We start from the raw sequence: 16,459 nt of genomic DNA on the forward strand, positions 1-16,459 counted from the left end.
TGTTCTTATATGAGTGCTAACATTTTTTGTGATGCACATTACAAAAGAATTGCACATCAATTTGGATACCTTATGAGCACACTTTACTTTTTACGCCATGCTACGGCTGAGGTTATATTGCCAGATCAGGACGATCGTGCGCGCTGCTTAATTGAAAAAGGCAAACAGCAAGCGGCAAAGGTAGGGCAATTTATGGTACGCCACGACATGTTACCGCAGCATGTCTTTACTAGCCCCTATCCACGGGCAAGCGAAACAGCTGCTATTGTGTGTGAGCAAGCGAAGTTAACCTCTGCCACAGCGGTGGATTGGCTAGCGCTTAATACGCCGCCGCTGGATGCACTTGAGGCGTTACAACGCCTGATCCCCCAATTATCAGCACCTAGCCTGTTTGTTGGACATGAGCCTGATTTATCGCAGCTGATAAGCCGTATGTTGAACGCACAACTGCCATTGCTGGAACCTTTGTTAAAGGTTCGTAAAGCCTCACTAACCTGTTTGCAATTAAATACAGAATCAACTGAATTTACTGCATCGTCTGCTGGCAGCAACGACAGCGCTACAGTAAATTGGTGCCTGCAATGGTCGGTGCCCGTAAAGTTTATGTGATAAAAAAGGTCGCCAATTTGGCGACCTTGTTTTAGCGCAGTTAACTGCATTAAATCCCAGCGAGACACGCTTTAGATTAATGCCTAAAGTGTCTTACGCCGGTAAATACCATTGCCATACCATGCTCATCAGCAGCAGCAATCACCTCAGCATCACGCATAGAGCCACCTGGCTGGATCACGGCAGTAATACCGGCAGCGGCAGCAGCGTCAATACCATCACGGAATGGGAAGAAGGCATCAGAGGCCATCACTGAGCCTTTAACTTCCAGATTCTCGTCTGCGGCTTTAATACCGGCAATTTTCGCGCTATACACACGGCTCATTTGGCCAGCACCTACACCAATGGTCATGCTATCTTTCACATACACAATGGCATTGGATTTCACAAACTTCGCCACTTTCCAGCAGAACAGTAAATCTTTTAGCTCTTGCTCAGTTGGCTGGCGCTTGGTGACCACTTTTAAATCAGCGGCGCTAATTTGCGCTTGATCGCGATCTTGCAACAAGATACCGCCATTGACCTGCTTAATATCCAGTGCAGGCGCTGCGGCAGTAAAGTCACCGCACACTAACAAGCGCACATTAGGCTTACTGCCAACCACCGCTATTGCTGCTTCTGTAGCGCGTGGCGCGATAATGACTTCTACAAACTGCCGACTAACGATTTCTTGTGCTGTCGCTTCGTCCAGCTCGCGGTTAAAGGCAATAATACCGCCAAAGGCTGAAGTAGGATCGGTGCTATAGGCGCGGTTATAGGCGGCTAGAATGTTGTCACCAATGGCCACGCCACATGGATTCGCATGTTTCACGATAACACAGGCTGGCTCTGAGAATTCTTTTACGCACTCTAACGCTGCGTCAGTATCGGCGATATTGTTGTAAGACAGCGCCTTACCTTGTAGCTGAGTTGCAGTGGCCACTGAGGCTTCGCTGGCGTTAGCATCGACATAAAACGCCGCTTGCTGATGGCTATTCTCGCCATAGCGTAGGTCTTGTTTTTTTACAAACTGGCTATTAAAGGTACGTGGAAACTGAGTGGCAGCGTCATTCTCTTGGCCGTATGCCGGCAGCATAGTGCCAAAGTAATTGGCAATCATGCCATCATATTGCGCGGTGTGTTCAAAGGCGCTGATGGCTAAGCTAAAGCGGGTAGCCTGCGTGGTTGCACCCTGGTTGGTCTGCATTTCGGCAAGTACAGTAGCATAATCGCTGGCATTAACCACAATGGTCACATCCTGATGGTTTTTCGCCGCTGCGCGTACCATGGTTGGACCACCGATATCGATATTTTCAACCGCGTCTGCAAGCGTGCAATTAGCGTTTGCAACGGTAGTGGCGAATGGATAAAGGTTAACCACGACTAGATCGATAGGGCCAATATGATTGGCAGCCATAACGGCTTCATCTGTGCCACGTCTTGCTAAAATACCGCCATGGATTTTAGGGTGTAACGTTTTAACGCGGCCATCCATTATTTCCGGGTGACCGGTGTAATCAGATACCTCAATAACCTTAATACCTTGCGCCGCGAGTAATTTGGCGGTACCGCCGGTAGATAAAATTTCTACCTGCATAGCATGAAGGGCGTGGGCAAATTCAACAATACCGGTTTTATCGGAGACGCTTAACAAGGCGCGGCGAACAGGGCGAAGTGTGCTCATCAGGTTTATCTCGTTGTAGCCAAAAGAAAAAGGTCAATAAAAAAGCACCCGAAGGTGCTTTGGTGCAGGGCGGAACCCTGCGGGGGCATTACGACATGCCGTATTGCTTTAATTTCTTACGCAGCGTACCGCGGTTGATACCCATTAAGTTGGCTGCACGCGTTTGGTTACCGCGAGTGTACTTCATAACTTCTTCTAGTAACGGCCGCTCTAATTCGGATAATACCAACTCGTATAAATCGTTCACGTCTTGGCCGTTAAGCTGTTGCAAGTAATTAGCAACGGCTTTTTGTACGGCGTTAGATAAAGCTTGTGGCTTCTCTTGAGTCTGAACATGGGCGTTAGTGATAAATGGCGAAGTAACGTTCGAATTAAACATTGCTTTTCTCTTTTACGTTAGGTTGCTGCTAGTTTATGAAAATAGTCATTTAATGTATTGAGCTGCTGGTTAGCATCCTCAATACCATTGAATTCACTGCGAAATAGTCCTGCTGCATCATGTTCTGCCAGGTACCAACCCACATGTTTACGGGCGATACGGGCACCAGCGTGCTCTCCATAGAGCTGATGCAGACCTTGAACATGCTCCAGCATTATTTGCTGCACCTCGCATATGGCAGGTGCAGCCAGTTTCTCCCCTGTTGCCAAATAGTGCACGACTTCTCGGAAAATCCATGGCCGACCTTGTGCCGCACGACCAATCATAATGGCGTCGGCACCGGTGTAATCGAGCACGAATTGCGCTTTTTCCGGTGAAGTTATATCACCATTGGCAATGACCGGTATCTTAACCTGCTGCTTAATGGCAGCAATGGTGTCGTACTCGGCTTCTCCTTTATACATACAGGCTTTAGTACGACCATGTACTGCTAACGCTTGTATGCCGTTATCTTCTGCTATTCGCGCAATTAATGCGCCATTGCGGTTTTCGGTGTCCCAGCCGGTGCGTATTTTTAAGGTAACCGGCACATTAACCGCCTTAACTACCGCGTTTACAATTTGCTGCACTAGCTCGGGGTATTGCAATAACGCCGAACCTGCTAGCTTTTTGTTCACTTTTTTTGCTGGGCAACCCATATTAATATCAATAATGTCGGCGCCTATGTCGACATTATGTCGAGCTGCATCGGCCATCTGTTCAGGATCACTGCCCGCAATTTGTACTGAGCGAATGCCTGACTCGTGGCGATGTCCCATCCGATTCTGTGACTTTTCGCTCTGCCAGACCAGTGGATTGCTCGACAGCATTTCAGATACAGCTAAAGCAGCACCAAATCGCCGACAAAGCTCCCTGAAAGTGTGATCAGTGACTCCAGCCATCGGAGCACAAATAACCTTGTTCGCTAACTGATATGGACCTATGCGCACCACTGAATCCGAGGCTCTACCCTTAAGGGGCGCTAAGTTTACGGATTTTTGCCACTAAAGCAAAGGCTATTATTTAAACAAAATTTGCTTTTTTTTGGCCTTTCAGGGATTGACATTCCCTAAAAGGCTGAAAAGACGCATTTTCTACCCGATCCACTCGCGAAAATACTGGCTGTCATAAAAAGATAATTGTGTTGCTGTTGTTTTTATCACCATCAATGAAAGCGATAATTGGTTTACGTTATGGCTGAATATAGACTGAATTAGGTGTTTTTTCTGGCACTTAAACGTACCCATTCATCTTGTTCAGCTATCGCGTCAAAGACAAACTCGTTTGCATACGCGGCGATAACGCTTTGTGCCTGACTTTGTAAAATACCCGAAAGTGCCAGCAAACCGCCGGGTTTCACATAAGCACTGATAATACTTGCTAATTCGGCTAACGGGCCGGCGAGGATATTGGCGACAACGACATCGGCTTGCAGGCTAGGTTGATCTTTGGGTAAATACAGTTCAATTTGTCCGGCAACGCTATTACGCTCGGCATTGGCTTTCGAGGCCATAATGGCTTGGGGATCGATATCAATACCAATGACGCGGCTGGCGCCGAGTTTGAGCGCCGCTATACCCAGTATGCCCGAGCCACAACCGAAGTCGACCACGGTTTGCCCTTTGCTGATATGCGCATCTAGCCATTGCATACATAATGCGGTAGTGGGATGGGTACCTGTACCAAAGGCTAGGCCAGGATCTAATAAAACGTTCACAGCAGTTGGTTCTGGGATATCCCGCCAGCTAGGGCAAACCCAAAGACGCTCGCCAAATTTAATGGGATGAAAGTTATCCATCCATTCACGTTCCCAGTCTTTATCTTCCAATTGTTCCAGCTTGTAGGTTAAACCGTCTTTAAACAATGCAACGCTTTCTAACTGTTTAATGACTTTTTGCATGGGGTGTTCAGCATCAAACAGGCCCATGACCACGGTGTTTTCCCAATACAGAATTTCCCCAGGCATCGGCTCATAAATCGGCGTGTCTTTGGCATCCAAAAAGGTCACGGCCTGGGCACCCCAGCTCATCAGCATATCACTGACCTGTTCGGCTTTTTTCTCAGTGGTGGTGACGCGCAGTTGGATCCAGGGCATGGTAAATCTCGGCTTGCTGATAAAGGGCCAATATTATAGCGCTCTGATGGCATAGTGCGAAATAAAAAAGGACCAAAATGGTCCTTTTTATCAAGTACACCGCGCGGCTAATTATTTAATGCCCAATTTCTTTTCTAGATAATGGATATTGGTGCCGCCCTTGCAGAAACCCGCATCGCGCATAATGTTTTTATGCAGTGGGATATTGGTTTTAATGCCATCTACCAATAACTCGTCAAGCGCGTTGCGCATTCTTGCGATCGCGATTTCACGATTTTCACCGTAAGTAATCAGCTTGCCGACCATAGAATCATAGTTTGGCGGTACGGTATAATCAGCATAGATATGCGAATCCCAGCGAATGCCATTGCCACCAGGTGGATGGAACCGGGTGATCTTGCCAGGTGAAGGGATAAAGCTTACCGGATCTTCGGCATTGATACGACACTCCACGGCATGACCACGGATCACGATATCTTCTTGCTTAATCGTCATTGGCATACCAGAAGCAATGCGCAATTGTTCTTTAATTAAGTCTACGCCGGTGATCATTTCGGTTACCGGATGTTCTACCTGAATACGGGTATTCATTTCGATAAAGAAAAACTCACCGTTTTCAAACAGAAATTCAAAGGTACCTGCACCGCGATAATTCATCACTTTACAAGCATCAACACAGCGACCACCGATAAAGGCACGCAGTTCAGGCGTAATTCCTGGCGCCGGTGCTTCTTCGACCACTTTTTGATGGCGACGCTGCATTGAACAATCACGTTCACCTAGGTGAATGGCATTACCTTGGCCATCGGCTAATACTTGGATTTCAATATGGCGTGGGTTTTCAAGGAATTTCTCCATGTACACCATATCATTACCAAAAGCCGCTTTGGCTTCGGCTTTGGTCATCTCGATAGAACTAACCAGTTCTTCCTCTGAACGCACCACACGCATCCCACGGCCACCGCCGCCGCCAGCCGCTTTTACAATAATAGGATAGCCGATACGTTTGGCAATTTTCATATTGGTGGCAGGATCATCACCTACAGCACCATCTGAACCTGGTACACAAGGCACGCCAGCTTTTTTCATCGCTTCAATGGCCGAGACTTTATCGCCCATTAAGCGAATAGAATCGGGGTGAGGCCCAATAAAGACTAAGCCGCTCTCTTCTACTTGTTGCGCGAAATCGGCTCGCTCGGCTAAAAAGCCGTAACCAGGGTGAATAGCTTGCGCATTGGTTACTTCAGCGGCAGCAATTAAAGCAGGGATATTTAAATAACTTTGTGGTGACGGTGCTGGGCCGATACAAATGGTTTCGTCGGCCAAGAGCACGTGCTTTAAGTTGCGATCGACAGTGGAATGCACTGCCACCGTTTTGATCCCGAGCTCTTTGCAGGCGCGTAAAATACGCAAAGCAATTTCGCCGCGGTTGGCTATCAGTACTTTTTCTAGCATCAGTCAGCCTTTTGCGTTATTCAATAATGAAGAGGGGTTGATCAAATTCAACCGGCTCACCGTTTTCAACTAAGATTTCTTTTACCACACCGGCTTTGTCAGACTGGATCTGGTTCATCATCTTCATCGCTTCAACAATACATAAGGTATCGCCCACTTTGACACTCTGACCCACTTCTACAAAGTTTTTCGAGGTAGGTGACGCCGCACGATAGAATGAACCGACCATAGGTGATTTAACTGTTTGGCCAGAGACAACAGGGGCCGCAGCAACTGCGGGTGCTGCGGCAACAGGTGCAGCAGCTGGGACAGGCGCAGGTGCAGGTGCGTAATGCATCGGCTGGGGCGCGTAATGTTGTGCTGGGCCATTACGGCTGATACGAACCGATTCTTCACCTTCGGTAATTTCTAATTCAGAAATGCCAGATTCTTCGAGCAATTCAATTAATTTTTTAATTTTTCTAATATCCATGTCTGTCGCCTGATTGAGTTAATTTTGGTTGTGTGGTTGTAAAAACGATACTGCCGCGTCTAATGCGTAGTGATAGCCTTTTGCGCCAAGGCCGCAAATTACACCTTTAGCAATATCAGATAAATAAGAGTGCTGGCGGAAACTTTCCCGCGCATGTACGTTAGATAAATGGACTTCAATAAACGGGATATTGACCGAAAGCAAGGCGTCTCTTAACGCGATGCTGGTGTGGGTAAATGCGCCCGGATTAATAATAATAAAATCTTGTTGTTGATAGCTCTGCTGAATGGTATCAATGAGCACATGCTCGGCATTAGATTGAAACGACGTAAGTGTTACCCCTAACTGCTGAGCTTGAGCTTCTAACGTATGGACGATATCCTGTAAGGTCTCTGCACCATAGGTAGCAGGCTCCCGGATCCCCAACATATTTAAATTGGGCCCGTTGAGCAGTAAGATGCGTAAAGTGGCGGCCATATTCTTCCTAAAGTGAGAACGTGCGTTATCGGTTCAATGCTCTGCGCAATACTATATAAGGGCTAATCATAAAAAACAGTAGTTTCAACAAAAATGGCAAACTGTTTTGCAGGTCAGCATGCAGATCTGCGCCTTATTATAGTGAAATCGCAGCAAATGGCAGCAAAATACTGGTCTTATCAGCCAGTAGCCGTCTAGATGGTATTAATTTGCTGTTTTTGTGAGCATAATTGTATGGTTCGACACTAATTTAGAAAAAAAGTGCCAACTATTAGGCTAAAAGTGCTGAACAGGCGGGAAATATCGATAACACGGAAAGACTGCTCTTGCGCGTTCTCGTGGCTCTGTTAAAACCTGTTAAATAACCTGGCGGTGGATTACATGGCAGAACTGACGTTGCTCTGCCATGTATAAGGGGTGTTAAGGCAATATCGCTGACAAATGGTTAGCAAACGCACTGGCATTCATAAAACCGGTTACTCGGCTTTGGGTCAATTCAGTGCCATCGGGTGCAAAAAACAACAAGGTCGGCAAGCCTAACACTTGATAGCTATCAAGCAATGCGGCATCACTGCGCGTCATTTTAGTCACATCGATTTTAATCAAACGCATCTGCGACGTTAGCGCGGTAACTTCGGGCCTTGGGAACGTTAATTGCTCAAATTCCTTGCATGCCACACACCACTCAGCATAAAGATCAACCATCGTAAATTGGTTAGCGGCCTTAGTGAGTGCTAATTGCTCGGCCAATTCCTCTGCTGTTTTTATTTCAATAAAGCCTAAGGCATTAACATTGTCTGCGCTCGTTACGTTTACGTTGGCACTGCTGGTGGATGTTGGTTGCCAATAGGATAAATTTAACCAAAATACGGCGAGTAGTAACACCTGAATGATCACCGCCAGCGCGGCCTTACCATTAAGACTGTTAGCACTGAATAACAGACGATAGAGGTAAAACACCAACGACAACGTCAGCAAGGTGCCTAGTATTAGTACAACGGCAAAGGGTAAAAACCGATCAAGTAGGATTAATGGCACGGCTAACAGTAAGAAACCAAAAATCACTTTTACCGAGTTCATCCAATTACCGGCCTTGGGCAGTAATTTACCGCCAGATGTACCCAGCAGCAGTAATGGTAAACCCATGCCCAAACTGAGCACATACAAGGTAACCGCGCCTAACAGTAAGTCGCCACTTTGTGCCACGTAAAGTAAGGCGGCAGACAGCGGAGCAGTGGTGCATGGCGAGGCAATAAAACCAGAGAGTGCGCCCATGGTAAAGGCCCCTTTCAACGATCCACCTTGCTGTTTATTACTAATACCGGCAATTTTTTCTTGCCAGCGGGCAGGTAACTGCAAGTTAAAGACGCCAAACATCGCTAACGCCAACAGGATAAAAATACCGGTTGCGATAATTAATACCGCAGGGTGTTGTAAGGCCGCTTGAAACTTCACCCCTAAACTGGCGACGATTAAGCCTAATATTGAGTACGCTAAGGCCATACCTTGCACATACGACATGGACAGACCAAATGCGCGTCTAGTAGAGAGTTGTTGCCCTTGGCCAACAATAATACTGCTTAAAATGGGATACATCGGAAAAACACAGGGTGTAAACGCAAGGCCCAAGCCAAGCAAGAAAAACACACCTAGACTGGCTAATACTGATCCTTCAGACAGTTTATTTAGAAGGTTAAATTGGCTAGATACCGGCGCATTGTCGGCTGTTATGCCAGAGGAATCTGAGTTTGCACTGCTGTCCAGAGCCGCTGCGTTTGCCGAAGGCTGTATAAGTGGAATTTCAATAGTCTCGGGAGGGTAACATAATCCCGCTTCGGCACAGCCCATAAACTGCACTCGAAAAATGGCGTCTTCGTCGATGTCAGATAACGGAATTTTAAGTTGTAATTGATGATAATACACTTCGGATTGCCCAAAGAATTCATCTTCAATACTGATACTGGCTGGATACGTAGGATGCGAGAAATTAACGGCAATGCCACCCAGTTTAAACTTATCTCGATACATGTAGTAGCCGTCAGCAATGGTCCAATTTAACACCAGCACATCATCTTGTTGCCGATAATCTAATACAAAGGCTTGATTAACCGGTAAAAACTGTGGCTGGGTATTTAAAAGGCTGTTTAGTACGGCATTATCGCTAGACGATGATTGCTGCGCTGCGCTGGGCAGGCTCAATGTTACCGAGAATACGAAAAACAGATACAACAAATGTCTTATCACGTTGCAATTACCTCTTGGCGGTGGTGATAGCGGCTATCAGTATTGTGGCGTTATATTTAAAAGCGTCACTATAAATCAGGATTAGAGTGATGTGCTGTTAATAACAGAAAATATGTAGTCTGCATTTACGGCGTAACAGCAAGCATGGTCTGCTTTAATGCGTTAAAACGCAAACTGTCTGCTTTGAAACGCTGTTTTCAGGCGATGCGGTTAGTAACTTAGCGTTGGTTATAACGCTATTCTACGATAAAGACACCTAGAAAAATGCACAATTTTTAAATTCCCCCCTTGGAATTTTTTTTAGCTTGCCCCATATAGGGAGCACGCAATTTAACAACCATGTTAAAACATAAATAAGCTTTAGGAGATAGAGCATGAATATTCGTCCATTACATGATCGTGTCATCATCAAACGTACTGACGCTGAAAGCAAGTCAGCCGGTGGCATCGTCTTAACTGGTGCTTCTGCTGAGAAATCTACTCGTGGCGAAGTCGTTGCGGTTGGCAATGGTCGTATCTTAGATAACGGTGACGTTAAGCCACTGGAAGTAAAAGTTGGCGACAAGGTGCTGTTTGGTGCCTATGTAGAGCGCACTGAAAAAATTGATGGTCAGGAATATGTGATCACCAAAGAAGACAATATCTTAGGTGTTATTCTGGATTAATTCCCCCTTTTTCTGAGTAATCATTAACCGTATTTAAGGATTTTAAAATGGCTGCAAAAGACGTACGTTTTGGCGACGAAGCTCGCAACAAAATGCTGAAAGGCGTAAATATTCTGGCTAACGCAGTACGCGTTACCTTAGGTCCAAAAGGCCGTAATGTAATTTTAGATAAATCATTCGGCTCACCTGTTATCACCAAAGATGGTGTGTCTGTTGCCAAAGAAATCGAATTAGAAGATAAATTCGAGAATATGGGCGCACAGATGGTCAAAGAAGTGGCCTCGAAAGCTAACGACGAAGCGGGTGACGGTACGACTACTGCTACAGTATTAGCCCAGAACATCATCAACGAAGGTGTTAAAGCCGTTGCTGCTGGTATGAACCCGATGGACCTGAAGCGCGGTATCGACAAAGCCGTTATCGCTGCGGTAGCCGAGCTGAAAACCTTATCTCAGCCTTGTGCTGACAGCAAAGCCATTGCGCAAGTAGGCACTATCTCTGCTAACTCTGATGATGAAATTGGCCAAATCATTGCCAATGCCATGGACAAAGTAGGCAAAGAAGGCGTGATCACGGTTGAAGAAGGTCAAGGCCTGAACAACGAGCTAGACGTGGTTGAAGGTATGCAATTCGATCGTGGCTACTTATCACCGTATTTCATCAACAATCAGGAAGCGGGCCAGGTTGAACTGGATAACCCATTCATCCTGACTGTGGATAAGAAAATCACGAATATCCGTGAATTGTTACCGGTATTAGAAGGCGTTGCAAAATCAGGCAAGCCGTTATTAATTATTGCTGAAGATGTGGAAGGCGAAGCCTTAGCCACCTTAGTGGTAAACAATATGCGCGGTATCGTGAAGATCTCTGCGGTAAAAGCCCCAGGTTTCGGCGATCGTCGTAAAGCTATGCTGCAAGATATCGCTACCTTAACTGGCGGTACCGTGATTTCTGAAGAAATCGGTATGGAACTGGAAAAAGCCACCTTAGAAGATTTAGGTACAGCCAAGCGTATCGTTATCACTAAAGATAACACCACCATTATTGATGGTGCTGGTGAGCAAGGCGCAATTGATGGCCGCGTGAAGCAAATCCGTCAGCAAATCGAAGAAGCTACCTCAGACTACGATAAAGAAAAGCTGCAAGAGCGTTTAGCGAAATTAGCTGGCGGTGTTGCGGTAATCAAAGTGGGCGCGGCCACTGAAATCGAAATGAAAGAGAAGAAACACCGCGTAGAAGACGCCTTACATGCTACCCGTGCTGCGGTAGAAGAAGGCGTAGTACCTGGCGGTGGTGTAGCCCTAGTTCGTGTAGCCGCTAAACTGGCTGACTTGCGAGGTGCGAACGAAGATCAAAACCACGGTATCAAAATTGCCTTACGTGCAATGGAATCGCCACTGCGTCAAATCGTTTCTAACGCGGGCGAAGAGCCATCAGTAGTCGTGAACCAAGTTAAATCGGGTTCAGGTAACTACGGTTACAACGCGGCAAGTGGCGAGTACGGCGATATGTTAGAAATGGGTATCCTGGATCCAACTAAAGTAACGCGTTCAGCGCTGCAGTTTGCTGCTTCTGTTGGTTCACTGATGATCACCACCGAAGCGATGGTAACTGAGTTACCAAAGGCTGATGCCCCTGCAATGCCAGATATGGGCGGCATGGGTGGTATGGGCGGCATGATGTAATGCTAATAGGCCATAGCAAAGTGTGTTTTTAGCGCACCTTGCTTTGCCTAACATGGCCTAACATACCAAAAACCCCGCAGGAAACTGCGGGGTTTTTTATTTACACGGTGTGTATTTGTTTAAAATGTGTTCAGCTTGCATAAAGGGTATATTCACTATATTTTTAGTGGTGATATATTTTGTCTCACCGTTAATCTAGGTCTTACTGTTAATTGAGGAGTTATAAAATGCGTAACAGTTTGCTTGCTATTACACTGTTAGCGATGTCAGGGCTTGTTTCTGCAACAGGGCTCACTATTAACTTTGAACAACCTGAAAAGTTTACCGATATTCGTCCGGCGAATGATTCAAAAAGTCGTTATCAGCAACGTGTTACCGCCGCGTTTGAACGTTTTTTTAATGAGCAGGCAGCAAAAATGCCTGAAGGCTATCGTTGGGACGTTACGATAACAGATATTGATCTTGCTGGAGATGTTGATTATTTTGCTGGCCCAACTGGCCAAGCATTACGGATCGTCAAAGACATTTACTCACCTGCTGTGCGCTTTACACACAGTTTACGTGATAATCTTGGTGAAGAGGTTTTAAGTGGTGAAGTCCGCTTACGGGATATGGGCTTTATGCAGCGGTTAAATGCCACCAGCAGTCGGCCAGAATTTGAGTTTGAGCATAAAATGATAGAAGATTGGTTTAGGAAAACTGTACAGCCCGCCATTACGCAGCATGCTGCGGTACCGCCTAAAGTCTCTCAGTAACGTCTCTTTGCAATAAAAAACGGTTCAGCGCAGTATTTACTGTGCTGAACCCACTTGCCCCGCTTATTGAGTGACTTTCAATGCCGCCCGAAACTCTGCCAGGGTTTTATGTAGCACCTGCAACTGCTTCACCACACGTTGTAACGTCGCCGTATTAAATTGTTGGCTTTGCCGAATGGCGGCGATTTGTTCTGCGGTTTCAGCCAGATAGGGCATAAAGCGATTGCTTTGTACGTTAAAAGCCGACTCTTTACTAAATATCGCCTGATAGTTAGCTTGGCCCTGCTGTTGCAACTCCTCTAACAGTGCATCAGCATCTAAAGCTTTACGATATAGCTCTTTCAAATTTTCATCTAGCTGTTCTAATAATGTATCCATAATTCCACTTTATACGCAAAAGGCCTCAGCTTAGTTGCGCACCCTGTTGTTTAAAAAGGGATCGTAGTGTTTTTAAACGATAGGGTGCAGTTGCGTTATTATGGCATATCTTAGCGCTTACAGGCAGCATACAGTTTTTTTTAACCAGCCCATTTCATTGTATGCTGTGTTGTTATATTATATCTTTTGAGTTTTTATTGTTCTGAGGTTTCGCTGTGATTGCCAAGGCAAGAGTGTTATTTGATAAATTCGGAATTATGGTCACATCACTGTGTGCTATTCACTGTATTTTATTGCCTGTTATCCTGCCTGTACTACCGCTGTTAGGGTTAACTGCGTCACACAATCACGCCTTTGAAGGCTTTGTTTTGCTGCTAACCATGGTGTTAGGTTTTATTACCTTATTTATTGGTTTTCACCGTTACCACCGTAAGCTTTATCCCTTTTATGCATTGTTCTTAGGCGGCTTTATTTACTGGCAGCGCGGAGCTTGGGGACATGACTATGAGCACTTTATTTTAGTCATAGGGGCGGTTTTAGTGGTCGGTGCACATATCATGAACATGCGTTTGTGTAACCAGTGCACTGGTTGTGAATCTGAGCAACCTAAAGAAACGGCCTAACGTTACTTGGTTGTATCTTAATAACGCTCAGATCTTCTTTGTTCTAACCATATCTTTTAATCATGAAGATTAACTAGTCTTTTAGCCATAAGGTGATTGTAGCCTTATGGCTGATAATCGCTGTCTTTAGCTTATGTGTCTTAGCCCAAGAGGGCATAATCGCGCTACTTCGATGGATAGCATGATGACGATTTACCTGGCTGTTAGGCGTTTCGTTAATCTTTTGAATTCAGTATCGCTCGGCTTTTAGCCGGGTAGTTTGTAAAAATGCCATCTACTCCGAGCAGATGCATGGCGTTTACGGCTTGCTCACCATCAACCGTATAAACATAGACTTTTAAGCCGCGTGCTTTTGCATCCTTTACCATGTCTTCGTTAATAAAATCCACGTCACAATGAACTGCCTCAGCCTGCAATTCGCTGGCGAACTTGGCATAATCTAAAGGCAGATTGGCGGTTAGGGCGCCAATACGGATACTGGGTTTTGCCTGTTTTAATGCGGCTAGCAGAGGATGATTAAATGAGGAGATGAGTAAGGTACTAAGATCAACGTTGAGTTCATTTACCGCGCGGTCGAGCAAAGATAATAACGGGGTTAAGGTATCATGGCCTTTTAATTCAATGTTTAACCAACACTTGCCTTGAATCAACTGAAGAACCTGCCATAACAGGGGAATAGATTGACCTTGCCCCGCATCTAATTGCGCTAATTGTGCCAAGGAATGCGCATACAAGCTGCCCTGACCTGATGTGGTACGTTCCAATCGCGCATCATGAATAACAACCAGCTCGTTTTCAACCGCAAACACGTCTAACTCAATAGCGTCAGCACCTTGTGCAATAGCTTGTTGAAACGCTAATAACGTGTTTTCTGGGAACTCGCCGCTGGCACCACGATGCGCGATTATCTGCATAGGTTATCCTTATAAAATGAGCCGTTTAGTTAGGAACGCGGGTCAGTTGTTATGTTTGCAAAGGCAGCACCCATTCGGGTAACCGTACCGGGTTGTTGTTCGGGTAAAAATGCCATGCTGTTAGCAGGGAAGGCTAAAATTACCGTGGAACCCAATTTAAAGCGGCCCATTTCAGCGCCTTTCTCTAGGGTGACACTGTTTAATCCGGTAGCAGGGTATTGCCAGCGGAACACATCTTTACCTGCGGGTGGGGTCACTGTCCCGGCCCATACCGTTTCAATGCTTGCAACGATGGTTGCGCCAACCAGCACAAGTGCCATAGGCCCCAATTCTGTATCAAACAGGGTAACAACGCGTTCGTTACGGGCAAAAAGATCAGGCACATTTTCCGCTGTTAGCGGGTTGACCGAAAATAACTCACCTGGCACGTAAATCATTTCGCGCAGGGTGCCGGTTACAGGCATATGGATCCGGTGATAGTCTTTCGGCGCCAGATAAATAGTGGCAAATTTACCGCCTAAGAAAGGATCAGCCGTTTCTGCTTTGCCACCGAGCAAGCTTTGTAAACTGTAATCATGGTTTTTGGCTTGTACCAACTGTCCGGCAATGATGTCGCCTAACTGACTAATTTTGCCATCAACGGGATGGGCAATGACGTTTTGTTCGGTTGCTAAAGGGCGAAGACCGGCTTTTAAGGGCCGGGTAAAAAACGCATTAAAGCTGTCGTAATCGGAGGCTTTCTCAAACTGGGCTTCTTGCATATTAATTTTATAGGCTTTAATAAATATATTAATTAACGCATGACTAATAAACCCCAGTTTCGCGGCGGCAAGTTTGCCAACAAGGCGCGAGATAAGATGTTTAGGTAAAATATATTGCAGGGTAATTTTAAGTTTATCCATGGTACGTTTCTTACTCTTAAATTTTAAAAATGATTAGGTTTATCCTGCGTCATACTGGTCAGGATTTTTAAATAACTGTCATAGCGGGTTTGGCTTATCTGGTTTTCTGCAATGGCATGTTGCAGAGCGCAGCCCGGATCGGTGATATGTTTACAATCGCGAAACTTACAACGGCCGAGCCACGGACGAAATTCTACAAAGCCTGCGGTAACCTCTTCCGCCGATAAATGCCATAGCGCAAACTCACGAATACCAGGTGAATCAATTAAGGCGCCGCCTTCAGGTAAATGATAGAGCCGAGATACGGTTGTAGTGTGTTGACCAAGCCCAGAAACAGCAGATACTTCTTGGGTTACCGCTGCTAGTTCAGGCATCAGATTGTTCATTAATGACGACTTGCCTACACCCGATTGCCCAACAAAAATACTGGTACCACTGTGGATATAATGTAGTAAGGCGTCCATACCTTGTCCTGTGCTAGCGCTTACCAATAGTCCTGGATAGCCTAAATTACGGTACACATCAAGTTGTTGCTCTATCGCATGTTGCGCATCGGCGTCGATTAAATCGGCTTTGTTAATCACTAATAATGGCTTGATACCGGTCATTTCTGCGGCAACTAAATAGCGATCAATAATATTTAACGACAGTGCAGGTAAAATAGCCGACACAATAATCATCAAATCAATATTGGCTGCTACGGGTTTTAAACCGTCGTAAAAGTCAGGGCGTAACAGCACGGAACGACGCTCTTCTACCGCTTCTATCACGCCATCAATACTGCCGGTAGGCTGTTTACTGCGGCACCAACTTACCTGATCACCCGTGACAACCGAGCTGATAGTGCGGCGCATATTGCAGCGAATAATCTGGCCATGGCGATCTTCCACATCGACGTGTTGACCAAAACGGCTGATAACAAGGCCTGGTTCCGGTGCCTCAAGCAGCGTATCATCCCAAACTACGTTGGATTTTTTATCTGTGCGTTGTAAGCGGCGCTGCTCGTTTTTAGCAATACGATCATGTTGGCGCTGGCTAAGATGTTTTTTCTTGGTCACTGGTTACCGTTTTTTAAAAAGGATGCTATTACTGTAAAGCCGAAGG

17 protein-coding genes are annotated in these 16,459 nt (G+C 45.8%); 5 read left to right on the plus strand and 12 right to left on the minus strand.

All coding sequences use genetic code 11. The annotated features are described in order from the left end of the window. Positions 1-72: 72 nt before the first annotated feature. A complete protein-coding gene (locus IE070_RS10360) occupies positions 73-609 on the plus strand; it encodes a SixA phosphatase family protein (protein ID WP_189483121.1) in 537 nt (178 codons plus the stop codon). A 76-nt stretch (positions 610-685) separates the two neighbouring features. Here IE070_RS10360 and purH read toward each other — a convergent pair whose 3' ends face one another. The 8 genes from purH to IE070_RS10400 all read right to left on the minus strand — a co-directional run bounded on the left by purH (position 686) and on the right by IE070_RS10400 (position 9,433). Continuing rightward, positions 686-2,272, minus strand: a complete 1,587-nt coding sequence (gene purH / locus IE070_RS10365; RefSeq protein WP_189483122.1) for a bifunctional phosphoribosylaminoimidazolecarboxamide formyltransferase/IMP cyclohydrolase — start codon at positions 2,270-2,272, stop codon at positions 686-688. A gap of 88 nt (positions 2,273-2,360) precedes the next feature. Beyond that, positions 2,361-2,651 carry a DNA-binding transcriptional regulator Fis gene (fis, locus tag IE070_RS10370; RefSeq protein ID WP_019676480.1) on the minus strand — a complete coding sequence of 97 codons (291 nt, stop codon included), beginning with the start codon at positions 2,649-2,651 and terminating at the stop codon, positions 2,361-2,363. A gap of 17 nt (positions 2,652-2,668) precedes the next feature. Next, positions 2,669-3,640, minus strand: coding sequence for a tRNA dihydrouridine synthase DusB (gene dusB / locus IE070_RS10375; RefSeq protein WP_189483123.1), 972 nt, complete (start codon positions 3,638-3,640; stop codon positions 2,669-2,671). 263 nt (positions 3,641-3,903) lie between these two features. Beyond that, a complete protein-coding gene (gene prmA, locus IE070_RS10380) occupies positions 3,904-4,785 on the minus strand; it encodes a 50S ribosomal protein L11 methyltransferase (protein WP_189483124.1) in 882 nt (293 codons plus the stop codon). A 111-nt stretch (positions 4,786-4,896) separates the two neighbouring features. After that, positions 4,897-6,240 carry an acetyl-CoA carboxylase biotin carboxylase subunit gene (accC, locus tag IE070_RS10385; RefSeq protein WP_189483125.1) on the minus strand — a complete coding sequence of 448 codons (1,344 nt, stop codon included), beginning with the start codon at positions 6,238-6,240 and terminating at the stop codon, positions 4,897-4,899. A gap of 16 nt (positions 6,241-6,256) precedes the next feature. Next, positions 6,257-6,712, minus strand: coding sequence for an acetyl-CoA carboxylase biotin carboxyl carrier protein (gene accB, locus IE070_RS10390; RefSeq protein ID WP_189483126.1), 456 nt, complete (start codon positions 6,710-6,712; stop codon positions 6,257-6,259). Between the two features lie 18 nt (positions 6,713-6,730). Continuing rightward, entirely contained in the window at positions 6,731-7,189 is a 459-nt protein-coding gene (gene aroQ / locus IE070_RS10395) for a type II 3-dehydroquinate dehydratase (RefSeq protein WP_189483127.1), read from the minus strand. Positions 7,190-7,609: 420 nt separating this feature from the next. Continuing rightward, positions 7,610-9,433, minus strand: a complete 1,824-nt coding sequence (locus IE070_RS10400) for a protein-disulfide reductase DsbD (protein WP_229797029.1) — start codon at positions 9,431-9,433, stop codon at positions 7,610-7,612. Between the two features lie 374 nt (positions 9,434-9,807). Here IE070_RS10400 and IE070_RS10405 point away from each other — a divergent pair, with 374 nt between their 5' ends. From IE070_RS10405 to IE070_RS10415, 3 genes are all read left to right on the plus strand, one after another. Beyond that, positions 9,808-10,098 (plus strand): co-chaperone GroES, encoded by a 291-nt coding sequence (locus IE070_RS10405; RefSeq protein WP_189431542.1) that lies wholly within the window; start codon positions 9,808-9,810, stop codon positions 10,096-10,098. 47 nt (positions 10,099-10,145) lie between these two features. After that, positions 10,146-11,783, plus strand: coding sequence for a chaperonin GroEL (gene groL / locus IE070_RS10410; RefSeq protein ID WP_189483128.1), 1,638 nt, complete (start codon positions 10,146-10,148; stop codon positions 11,781-11,783). A gap of 227 nt (positions 11,784-12,010) precedes the next feature. Then, positions 12,011-12,538 carry a DUF3016 domain-containing protein gene (locus IE070_RS10415; protein WP_189483129.1) on the plus strand — a complete coding sequence of 176 codons (528 nt, stop codon included), beginning with the start codon at positions 12,011-12,013 and terminating at the stop codon, positions 12,536-12,538. Positions 12,539-12,601: 63 nt separating this feature from the next. Here IE070_RS10415 and IE070_RS10420 read toward each other — a convergent pair whose 3' ends face one another. Then, a complete protein-coding gene (locus IE070_RS10420; protein WP_189483130.1) occupies positions 12,602-12,916 on the minus strand; it encodes a prephenate dehydrogenase in 315 nt (104 codons plus the stop codon). A 215-nt stretch (positions 12,917-13,131) separates the two neighbouring features. Here IE070_RS10420 and IE070_RS10425 point away from each other — a divergent pair, with 215 nt between their 5' ends. Beyond that, positions 13,132-13,539 carry a MerC domain-containing protein gene (locus IE070_RS10425; protein ID WP_189483131.1) on the plus strand — a complete coding sequence of 136 codons (408 nt, stop codon included), beginning with the start codon at positions 13,132-13,134 and terminating at the stop codon, positions 13,537-13,539. Between the two features lie 215 nt (positions 13,540-13,754). On the opposite strand, the gene IE070_RS10430 is transcribed toward IE070_RS10425, so the two are convergent. Genes IE070_RS10430 through rsgA form a run of 3 tightly spaced genes read right to left on the minus strand, consistent with a single transcriptional unit; the run spans position 13,755 to position 16,413 of the window. Beyond that, entirely contained in the window at positions 13,755-14,453 is a 699-nt protein-coding gene (locus tag IE070_RS10430) for a glycerophosphodiester phosphodiesterase (RefSeq protein WP_189483132.1), read from the minus strand. A gap of 29 nt (positions 14,454-14,482) precedes the next feature. Then, the gene (gene asd, locus IE070_RS10435; RefSeq protein WP_189483133.1) at positions 14,483-15,355 is read right to left on the minus strand and encodes an archaetidylserine decarboxylase; all 873 of its coding nucleotides are present in this window, start codon (positions 15,353-15,355) and stop codon (positions 14,483-14,485) included. Between the two features lie 23 nt (positions 15,356-15,378). Further along, positions 15,379-16,413, minus strand: coding sequence for a small ribosomal subunit biogenesis GTPase RsgA (rsgA, locus tag IE070_RS10440; protein ID WP_189483134.1), 1,035 nt, complete (start codon positions 16,411-16,413; stop codon positions 15,379-15,381). Positions 16,414-16,459: the final 46 nt, after the last annotated feature.

Origin of the sequence: Alishewanella tabrizica (genome assembly GCF_014652375.1) — a bacterium.
Lineage (GTDB): Bacteria > Pseudomonadota > Gammaproteobacteria > Enterobacterales > Alteromonadaceae > Alishewanella > Alishewanella tabrizica.

Excerpts from the sequence above, each read along its gene's own strand:
- purH (WP_189483122.1), bottom strand. The coding sequence starts at position 2,272 with ATGAGCACACTTCGCCCTGTTCGCCGCGCCTTGTTAAGCGTCTCCGAT.
- IE070_RS10405 (WP_189431542.1), top strand. The coding sequence starts at position 9,808 with ATGAATATTCGTCCATTACATGATCGTGTCATCATCAAACGTACTGAC.
- aroQ (WP_189483127.1), bottom strand. The coding sequence starts at position 7,189 with ATGGCCGCCACTTTACGCATCTTACTGCTCAACGGGCCCAATTTAAAT.
- prmA (WP_189483124.1), bottom strand. The coding sequence starts at position 4,785 with ATGCCCTGGATCCAACTGCGCGTCACCACCACTGAGAAAAAAGCCGAA.
- accC (WP_189483125.1), bottom strand. The coding sequence starts at position 6,240 with ATGCTAGAAAAAGTACTGATAGCCAACCGCGGCGAAATTGCTTTGCGT.
- fis (WP_019676480.1), bottom strand. The coding sequence starts at position 2,651 with ATGTTTAATTCGAACGTTACTTCGCCATTTATCACTAACGCCCATGTT.
- groL (WP_189483128.1), top strand. The coding sequence starts at position 10,146 with ATGGCTGCAAAAGACGTACGTTTTGGCGACGAAGCTCGCAACAAAATG.
- asd (WP_189483133.1), bottom strand. The coding sequence starts at position 15,355 with ATGGATAAACTTAAAATTACCCTGCAATATATTTTACCTAAACATCTT.
- IE070_RS10415 (WP_189483129.1), top strand. The coding sequence starts at position 12,011 with ATGCGTAACAGTTTGCTTGCTATTACACTGTTAGCGATGTCAGGGCTT.
- IE070_RS10420 (WP_189483130.1), bottom strand. The coding sequence starts at position 12,916 with ATGGATACATTATTAGAACAGCTAGATGAAAATTTGAAAGAGCTATAT.
- IE070_RS10360 (WP_189483121.1), top strand. The coding sequence starts at position 73 with ATGAGCACACTTTACTTTTTACGCCATGCTACGGCTGAGGTTATATTG.
- accB (WP_189483126.1), bottom strand. The coding sequence starts at position 6,712 with ATGGATATTAGAAAAATTAAAAAATTAATTGAATTGCTCGAAGAATCT.
- IE070_RS10430 (WP_189483132.1), bottom strand. The coding sequence starts at position 14,453 with ATGCAGATAATCGCGCATCGTGGTGCCAGCGGCGAGTTCCCAGAAAAC.